Origin of the sequence: Vibrio sp. 10N.286.46.A8 (assembly GCF_041470165.1) — a bacterium.
Lineage (GTDB): Bacteria > Pseudomonadota > Gammaproteobacteria > Enterobacterales > Vibrionaceae > Vibrio > Vibrio tasmaniensis_A.
Map to the genome: position 1 here is coordinate 1 of NZ_JBFRLX010000190.1, position 9,814 is coordinate 9,814.

Below are 9,814 nucleotides of genomic sequence, written 5' to 3' on the forward strand. Positions count from 1 at the left end.
GTTTCAAGTTCAGTTTCACTTTCAGACATCGTTAAGTGCCAAAAATACCGGCACTGTATATTTATGCAGGTATCGTATGAATCGCTATATTTTCCAACTTAACATCTCATATCAGCAGTTTTTGGCTAGCTACTCGGGTGCCGCAAGTAAAGTTCAAGTGATAACAACAACAGGGTTACGCTTACAGCTACCTGCAACTCGCTTCAGACCATTTCTTACACAAATAGGGGTTAGAGGACAGTTTAGGTTAACAACTGACCAAAAAAATAAGTTTATTAAGTTGGAAGCTCTGTAAAGCTTGGCGTGCCTAGTGAGTTAAAGGGAATCTTAATCACATAATCAAACATTTCACCTCTTACCACCTCTAAAACAATTAACTATTTATCAATAATGCTTTTACAATAAATGAATGCATTACCTTTGCTTAACTCGTTAGTAGAACTGGCCTTGAAGGCTTGATTCAAACGCTAGCTTAAGTAAGCCCCCTAATAATAAAATAAAATTCTAATTGTGGAGTGTGACTATGACCGCACGTGAAACTGTGGTTCCAGTTTTACTTGAAAAAGTTTACAAACTGATTCAAGACAAACTTGACCTTGCTCATCGACCTCTCGTAACTCAACTTGCTCAACACTTGTTTAGTAACGTTTCTCACGACGATCTAACTCAGAGAAACGAATCCGATTTATACGGTGCTGTAGTTAGCTTATGGCATCACATCAATGAAAAGAAAGCTGACCAAATCTCTGTTCGTGTTTTTAACCCGACAGTAAGTCGTCAAGGTTGGCAATCTACTCACACTATCGTAGAGATAGTCGTACCAGATAGCCCATTCCTTGTAGACTCTGTAAAAATGGCGCTGACTCGCCTAGACCTTTCTTCTCACCTTATGCTTCACAATCCAACACAAATTTCTCGCTCTGATAAGGGCAGTGTTGTCGGCGTTAGCAATAACGAAGGTGCATTCCAATCGCTTTTCCATATCGAAGTAGACCGTCTTAGCAGCAAAGCTGAAATGACAGCGCTCAAAACGGAACTACTGGATATCTTTACCGATACTGGTTTAGTCGTGAACGATTGGCTGAAGATGGTTGAAAAACTTGAGGAAGTAACCAATCAAGTTGAAAAGCAAAAAGAAAGCATTCCTGTAGACGGTCAACGTTTTGATGAGACGTTGGCGTTTCTTCGTTGGTTAGGCGAGCACAACTTTACGTTTATGGGTTACAAGGAATATGACCTTGTTTCTGTAAATGGCGACACAGAACTACAACCGACCAAGGAGCAAGGCCTTGGTTTGTTTGCGAATTCAGATCGTGTGCGTAACGTTAAGCTGTCTGAGTTTTCTGATTCGGCACGTCTTGAAGCCAAAAAGCCTTATGTACTTATCGTAACCAAGGGCAACACGGCTTCACGCATTCACCGCCCAGCTTACAATGATTACATTGGTATTAAGAAGTTCGATAAGAACGGTAAGGTTATTGGTGAACACCGCTTTACTGGTCTTTACACCTCTGCCGTTTATAACCAAACCGTTGAAACGATTCCTCTTGTTCGCGAGAAAGTAGAGCGTATCTTAGACGCGAGTGGTTACCGTGAAGGTTCATACTCTTACAAAGCTCTGCACAACATTCTAGAAAACTACCCGCGAGATGAACTGCTTCAAGCTCGTGAAGAAGAATTGCTAGAAGTCGGTACTGGCGTAGTTCAAATGCAAGATCGCGATCTTCTGCGTTTGTTTGTTCGTAAAGACCCGTTTGGCCGTTTCTTTAGCTGCATGGTTTACGTTACCAAAGATCGTTACAACACCGAGCTTCGTCGTCAAACCCAACGCATCTTGAAGCAGTATTTCGGTTGCGAAGAAGAGGTCGAATTCACGACATACTTCTCTGAAAGCCCACTGGCAAGAACGCACTATATTGTTCGTGTTGATAACAACAACATGGATGTGGACGTGAAAACAATTGAGCAAAATTTAATGGAAGTATCGTCTACGTGGGATGACCGCCTGTCTGAATCAATCGTTGCTAACTTCGGTGAGAGCAAAGGTCTTCCGTTATCGAAAGAGTACATGCGTGCATTCCCACGTTCGTACAAAGAAGACATGATGCCTGGTTCTGCAGTTGCAGATATCGAGCGTCTAGAAGCACTAAGTGAAGACAACAAACTGGGTATGCTTTTCTACCGTCCTCAAGAAGAAGCAGCAGACTCTAAAGCTGTTCGTTTGAAGCTGTTCTACCACAGTGATGAGCCGATTCACCTGTCTGATGTTATGCCAATGCTTGAAAACTTTGGCCTGCGCGTTATTGGTGAATCGCCTTATGAAGTACGCAAGACCAATGGGGTGACTTATTGGATCCTTGATTTCTCGATGCTGCATAAGAGTGACAAGACGATTGATCTTCGTGAAGCGCGCGATCTATTCCAACAAGCCTTTGCTGCGATTTGGGAAGGAGAATTAGACAGCGATGGTTTTAACCGCTTGGTATTGGGTGCTGCTCTTTCTGGCCGTGAAATCTCAATCTTACGTGCGTATGCGCGTTACATGCGCCAAGTGGGTTTCCCATTTAGCCAACAATACATTGAAGACACATTGTCTCATTACCCAGATCTAGCTAAAGGGTTAGTGAGCTTATTCGGCAAGCGTTTTGATCCTAAATTAAAGGGCAGCGCGAAAGGCCAACAAGATCTTATTAAGAAGATCACTGAACAGTTGGATCATGTAGAAAGCTTGGATGATGATCGTATCATTCGTCGTTACATGGAAATGATTACAGCAACGCTTCGTACTAACTACTACCAGTTAGACGACAACAAACAGTCTAAACCTTGGTTGGCTCTGAAAATGAGACCAAGCGAGATCCCAGATATCCCAGCGCCGGTTCCTGCGTTTGAGATCTTCGTTTACGCACCAGACATTGAAGGTGTGCATCTACGTGGCGGTAAAGTAGCACGTGGTGGTTTACGTTGGTCAGACCGTCAAGAGGATTTCCGTACTGAGATTCTAGGTCTAGTTAAAGCACAGCAAGTTAAGAACACAGTAATTGTACCGGTTGGTGCAAAAGGTGGTTTCGTTTGTAAGCGTCAGCACACTATGTCTGGCCGAGACGAGATCTTCGCTGAAGGTCAACGTTGTTACAAGCGCTTCATCCGTGCATTACTAGACGTATCTGACAACATCATTGAAGGTGAGGTTATTCCACCTAAGAGCGTTGTTCGTCACGATGAAGATGATCCGTATTTGGTTGTTGCCGCCGATAAAGGTACCGCAACGTTCTCAGATCTAGCAAACTCAGTATCTGCTGAATACAATTTCTGGTTAGGTGATGCATTTGCTTCTGGTGGCTCTAACGGTTATGACCATAAAGCCATGGGTATAACGGCGAAAGGTGGCTGGGAATCTGTTAAACGTCACTTCCGTGAAATGGGCATTAACTGCCAAACAACGGACTTCACCGCTATCGGTGTAGGTGATATGGCGGGCGATGTATTTGGTAACGGCATGCTGTTGTCTAAGCATATTCGTATGCAAGCTGCGTTTAACCACATGCATATTTTCATCGACCCGAATCCAGAATCAGCATCAAGCTGGGTAGAGCGTGAGCGCTTGTTTAATCTTCCTCGCTCAAGCTGGGAAGATTACAACAAAGACCTGATTTCTCAAGGTGGTGGCATCTTCTCACGTCGAGCGAAGTCTATCTCTTTGACGCCTGAAATTCAGAAAATGCTGGGTACTAAGAAAGCATCAATGGCACCAAATGACTTGATCAAAGCGATCTTGTCTATGCAGGTTGATCTTCTTTGGAATGGCGGTATCGGTACTTACGTTAAGTCTTCAAACGAGACTCATACAGATGTTGGTGACCGTGCAAATGACGTGCTTCGTATCGATGGCCGTGACCTGAAAGCTAAGGTTGTTGGTGAAGGCGGTAACTTGGGTATGACTCAATTGGGTCGTATTGAATACGCGCTGACGGGTGGCCGCGTTAATACTGACTTCGTTGATAACGTTGGTGGTGTTGACTGTTCGGATAATGAAGTAAACATTAAGATCTTCTTGAATGGTTTGGTGTCTAATGGTGATCTAACCGTTAAGCAACGTAACCAAGTGCTTGAATCGATGGAAGATGAAGTGGGCGAAATCGTACTAGACGACGCATATTGCCAAGCTGAGTCTATTTCGGTTACGGAGCATCAAGGTGTTGGCTTAGTAAAAGAGCAAATCCGCTTTATTCATACAATGGAAAAAGCAGGGTACTTGGATCGTGGTTTGGAATACATCCCAGATGACGAAACACTGCTTGAGCGTGAAAAGCAGGGCCAAGGCCTAACAAGACCTGAGCTTTCTGTACTTGTCGCTTACGGTAAAATGGTGCTTAAAGAAGATCTTGTTAGTGATGATATCGCTAATGATGAATTCCATGCTCAACAGCTTATGCAGTACTTCCCAACTGCGTTACGTCGTAACTATTCTCAGCACATGGATAATCATCCACTACGTTCTGAAATCATTGCGACGGCACTGGCTAACCAAATGGTTAACGAGATGGGCTGTAACTTCGTTACTCGTTTGCAAGAAGAGACGGGCGCGAATATTGTTGATATTGCCAATGCTTACGCGGCATCACGTGAAATCTATGGTCTTGGCAAAGTTCTGAAGAGCATCCGTGAACTGGACAATGTTTCAAGTTCTGAAGCTCAATATGAATTAATCTACCATGTTCGCCGTACACTTCGTCGCTTGGCTCGTTGGTTGTTAAGAAACCGTAGTGGTAAACAGTCAGTGAAAGCATTGATTGAACTTTACCAAGGTGATGTTCTTACTATCACAGAGAAACTGGATGAAAACCTAGTGGCTTCTGAAGTAGAAGAGCATAACGCAATGGCACAGTTATGGATTGACCAAGGCGTAAACGCTGAGTTGGCTAATTCAGTTGCGCGTTTGTCTAGCTTGTACTCAGCACTGGATATATCCACAGTGGCTCGTGAGACAGGTAAAACAGTACAACAAGCGTCTAAGCTTTACTTCAACCTTGGCGACCGTTTGTCTCTGCACTGGTTCTTGAAGCAAATCAATGGTCAAGCTGTAGATAACAACTGGCAAGCGCTGGCACGTGCAGCATTCAGAGAAGATCTGGATTGGCAGCAACGTCAGCTAACTGGCCAAGTGCTCAACTGTGGTTGTGCTTCAGACATCGATGTGATTAAAGCGCTTGATGATTGGATGGAAAGTAACTCTGTTTCTCTACATCGTTGGGAAAGCATCTTGAACGAATTCAAAGTGGGTTCGGTTCATGAGTTTGCCAAGTTCTCAGTAGCACTGCGTGAATTGATGTTATTGAATCTAAACTGCATGTCGACAGATTAGTGATTAGATAAAACGAAAGACACAAGGGCAGGCCATAAGGTCTGCCTTTTTCGTTTCTATAAAGTGGCATCAATCGATCTGACGATTTTTGACGGACCCACTTCGTGGACACCTTGTTTGTTGTTAAAAGAGTGGGTGCTGTAATATGGTAGAGACTAGAAATGAGTAAACTGACTGCAGAAACGATAACGTTTGCTTAATAAAGAACCTCATTCGCTAACAAACTCGATTATCTTACCCTTACAGACAGTAATAGATTGAATAGTTGAGTAAATAAGTAAATAATATCGCCCCGTTTACACGGGGCTTTTTTCTATCGGAGGCACAATGCTCTACCGTCTAGCCAGAACTGGCTTTTTCCAACTTGATGCCGAAAAGGCACATGATCTTGCAATTCAAAATTTCAAACGCTTCACAGGCACTCCTATTGATCTTTTGTATCGCCAACAATTACCTAATCGACCTGTAGAATGCATGGGTCTTACTTTTAAAAACCCAGTTGGCCTAGCGGCTGGCCTAGATAAAAACGGCGAATGTATTGATGCATTTGGCGCAATGGGTTTTGGTTTCGTTGAAGTAGGAACGGTAACTCCTCGTCCACAAGCCGGTAATGACAAACCACGTCTGTTCCGTCTTGTTGAAGCTGAAGGTATCATCAACCGCATGGGGTTCAATAACCTAGGCGTCGACAATCTTATTGAGAACGTTAAGAAGTCGAACTACGACGGCATCTTAGGTATCAACATCGGTAAGAACAAAGACACACCAATTGAAAAGGGCGCTGAAGATTACTTGATCTGTATGGAGAAGGTATATCAATACGCTGGTTACATTGCTGTGAATATCTCTTCACCAAATACTCCCGGACTTCGCTCTCTACAATACGGCGAAGCTCTAGACGATCTATTGTCTGAACTTAAAACGAAACAATCTGAACTAGAAGAGAAGCATGGTAAATATGTTCCTCTTGCTCTTAAGATTGCTCCGGATCTAAGTGATGACGAAATTAGCCAAATTTGTGAATCATTGATCAAAAATAAGATCGATGGTGTGATCGCAACAAACACAACATTAGATCGTTCAATCGTTGAAGGCATGAAACATTGCGATGAAGCGGGTGGCCTAAGTGGACGTCCGGTTCAATCTCGCAGTACGGAAGTGGTTCGTAAACTTCACGAAGAGTTGGGTGACCAATTACCGATCATCGGGGTAGGTGGCGTTGACTCTTACGTTGCTGCGAAAGAGAAAATGATGGCAGGCGCGAAGCTTGTACAAGTTTACTCTGGTTTCATCTACAAAGGCCCAGGTCTTGTAGGCGACATCGTTAAAAATTTATAGTCCCCGAAAACCAGATCTTTTATAAACCCAGAGCTTTTATAAACAGAGTTATCAAAAAGATTTGGTTATTTTAGGAAAGCTATAATTTGGCATCGTCTTACTAAAAGAGACACTGTAACTCACTGAGTTGTAGACAGAAGCGATAAGAAAGAGGAATTCATTTCCTCTTTTTTTTTGCCTATTGCTCAGTAAAATTACTGTAATTGAAGGTAATTTTGCGTTTTACCTAATGGAATGGTTCAACAGTGTGAGACGAAATGATGCTTAAACCTAGCGATACATGGAGTTGGTATTACGATGAGCAGCAATGTTCATTAATGCTAAACCTCGGAGAGGATATGATTTTCAAAACGAATCTGGTCCGCAATAAGCTGGTGGACTGCGCGTTTAGAGATAATGAATTCACCGTTGATGACGCATCTTCATACCAAACCTTCAAAGAACAAATTTCTGGCTTAGAACTGTCTGAGCCTCGCCAAGCTGAACTCGCACTATATTGTGTGGCAGCAAAGCGCTTCCACAAGCCTGTACAGCCTAAAAGCTGGTTCTTCGATTCACAAGGCGCTGGCCACGAATCTCCTCAAGAAGGGGATATCGTACAAATGAATAACGAGCATAGCCTAGGTTACTTCATTGTATTAGAAGTGGGAGAGTGTGCGAGCCTATGTGCATTTGTCGACTTAGAAGAGTTTCTGCTCACACCTTCAAAAGGGTTAAGCTTTGGAGACTCGATTAAGGTGATGCACGATAGGATGGTAGACGCGAACTCTATTCTTCATTTTCACCATACACATATTGCAATGGTCGGTTAATTCCCCAGTTTAGTTCATCATTTCTAACACACCTTCCTTAGAATCGGCTCAATAGCCGATTTTTTTGTGCCTAAAAAACCTCATCCAGATAAATACATCACCGCTTAACTATTTAATTAGTGAACTTGTGACTGTTTTTTCATCTTAATTTCTGCCTATTTTCATCGGTAGAAGTGTAAATTACCTCCCTTTATTCCCTGTTTTTGCGCTTTTGTAGCTAACTTTCAGTCTTAAATTGACTCTGGTATATACCAATTTTAAGGTGAATATAAATTCACACCGCCGCATTGGTCGATGTTTGGTCATAAATTGTGCTGATTCGATAAGTCTTATGTTCTAAGGGGATGTGGGTAAGCGATCGCTTCATGACTGTGTGTTTGCTAGCCAGTTAGTCGAAAGATTCAATGAAAAGACAAGTTTAGTGTGATGCTCTAATAACAAATTCAGGTATAATCGAGCTAATTTTTATCAATAAAAGAACACTATGAATCAATATCTAGCGGTTACCTCAAACGGCCTTGAGAATTTATTAGTTGAAGAACTAACCCAACTAGGGATTACAAATGCAAAACCTGTTCAAGCAGGTGTTAAATTCAAAGCGACCAATGAGCAAATTTATCGTTGTTGTTTATGGAGTCGTTTGGCTTCTAGATTTGTACGTGTCCTTTCTGAATTCACTTGTATGGACGACATGGATTTGTACCTATCAACCACCGCGGTTAACTGGGTAAATCAATTCCATAGCTCTAAGCGTTTTGTTGTTGACTTTAACGGTACAAACAACGAAATCCGTAATAGCCAATACGGTGCGATGAAAGTAAAAGATGCCGTTGTTGATAGCTTTGAGAAAAAGTCTTTGCCTCGTCCGTCTATCAGCAAGGAAAATCCAGATATTCGTATTCACGTTCGTCTACATCGTGATAAAGCGATTCTTGGTGTTGATATGGTAGGTAGCGGTCTTCACCAACGTGGTTACCGTCCAGAATCAGGCCGAGCACCATTGCGTGAAACCCTTGCTGCTGCGATTCTTCTTCGTAGTGGCTGGGATGCGACTAAGCCTTTCCTAGACCCAATGTGTGGTTCAGGTACGTTAGTGATTGAAGCGGCAATGATGGCTGCGAACATGGCTCCAGGTGTTAAACGCCAGAAGTGGTGCTTTGAATCACTAGAAGATTTTGAACCAGAACTGTGGGCTGAAGTGAAAGCTGAAGCGAACGTTCAAGGTCGTCGTGGCGTTAAGAAAGTAGAGTGTAAGTTCTATGGCTACGACAATGACGAGCGCATGATCAAAACAGCGCGTGACAATGCTCGTCGTGCTGGTGTTGAAGAGCTGATTGAATTCGAAGTAGGCGATGCTGCAAAGCTTAAGCGTCCTACAGAGTTTGCTGATGGTGTGATTGTTTCTAACCCACCTTATGGTGAGCGTCTTGGCACAGAGCCGGGTTTGATTGCACTTTACACAGCATTCGGTGCACAACTTAAAGCGGAATTTGGCGGTTGTAACGCGTCTATCTTCTCTAGTTCTGACGAACTGCTTAGCTGCTTACGTATGCGTGCAGACAAACAGTTCAAATTGAACAATGGTGCGTTACCGTGTCACCAAAAGAACTACTCAATTTCAGACCGTCCGATGTCAGAGCGTCCAACGGGTGAGCAAGAGCAACTTATTGCTCCAGACTTCGCAAACCGTCTTAAAAAGAACATCGGTAAAATTGGCAAGTGGGCTAAGAAAGAGCAATTAGATTGTTACCGTATCTACGATGCGGACCTACCAGAATACAATGTAGCGATTGACGTATACCCAGGTCACCTAGTGATTCAAGAATACGCAGCACCTAAAGATGTACCGGAAGAGAAAGCAAAACGTCGCTTAACCGATATCATCCGTGCTTCTATTCAAGTCACTGGCGTTGAAGCAAACAACGTGGTTCTTAAGGTTCGTCAGAAGCAGAAAGGCCGATCTCAATATCAAAAAATGGCTCAAGACTCCTCTAACCTAGAAGTGAACGAATACGGCGTTAAGCTGATCGTTAATCTTCATGACTACTTAGATACGGGCTTGTTTTTAGATCATAAGATCACTCGTCGTCGTATCGGCGAAATGGCTGCAGGTAAAGATTTCCTTAACTTATTTGCTTACACAGGCAGTGCCTCTGTTCATGCTGCTGTGGGTGGCGCACGCTCTACAACAACCGTTGACATGTCTAATACTTACCTTGAGTGGGCAAAGCAGAACATGGAGCTTAATGGCCGTGTTGGTCGTCAACATCAGTTTGTTCAAGCTGACTGCTTACAGTGG

The 9,814-nt window shown here is 43.1% G+C and carries 5 protein-coding genes; all 5 read left to right on the top strand.

Translation table 11 applies throughout. The annotated features are described in order from the left end of the window. The first annotated feature begins 76 nt into the window (after positions 1–76). The gene (locus tag AB4232_RS17650) at positions 77–295 is read left to right on the top strand and encodes a DUF2835 domain-containing protein (RefSeq protein WP_004733645.1); all 219 of its coding nucleotides are present in this window, start codon (positions 77–79) and stop codon (positions 293–295) included. Positions 296–523: 228 nt separating this feature from the next. Continuing rightward, complete coding sequence (locus AB4232_RS17655; protein ID WP_372087651.1) at positions 524–5,365, top strand: NAD-glutamate dehydrogenase; 4,842 nt, start codon at positions 524–526, stop codon at positions 5,363–5,365. 327 nt (positions 5,366–5,692) lie between these two features. Next, a complete protein-coding gene (gene pyrD / locus AB4232_RS17660; protein WP_017099304.1) occupies positions 5,693–6,703 on the top strand; it encodes a quinone-dependent dihydroorotate dehydrogenase in 1,011 nt (336 codons plus the stop codon). Positions 6,704–6,960: 257 nt separating this feature from the next. Then, positions 6,961–7,515, top strand: coding sequence for a cell division protein ZapC (locus AB4232_RS17665; protein WP_017099303.1), 555 nt, complete (start codon positions 6,961–6,963; stop codon positions 7,513–7,515). Between the two features lie 484 nt (positions 7,516–7,999). Then, the coding region (rlmKL, locus tag AB4232_RS17670; protein WP_372087652.1) for a bifunctional 23S rRNA (guanine(2069)-N(7))-methyltransferase RlmK/23S rRNA (guanine(2445)-N(2))-methyltransferase RlmL at positions 8,000–9,814 on the top strand (1,815 nt) is incomplete at its 3' end.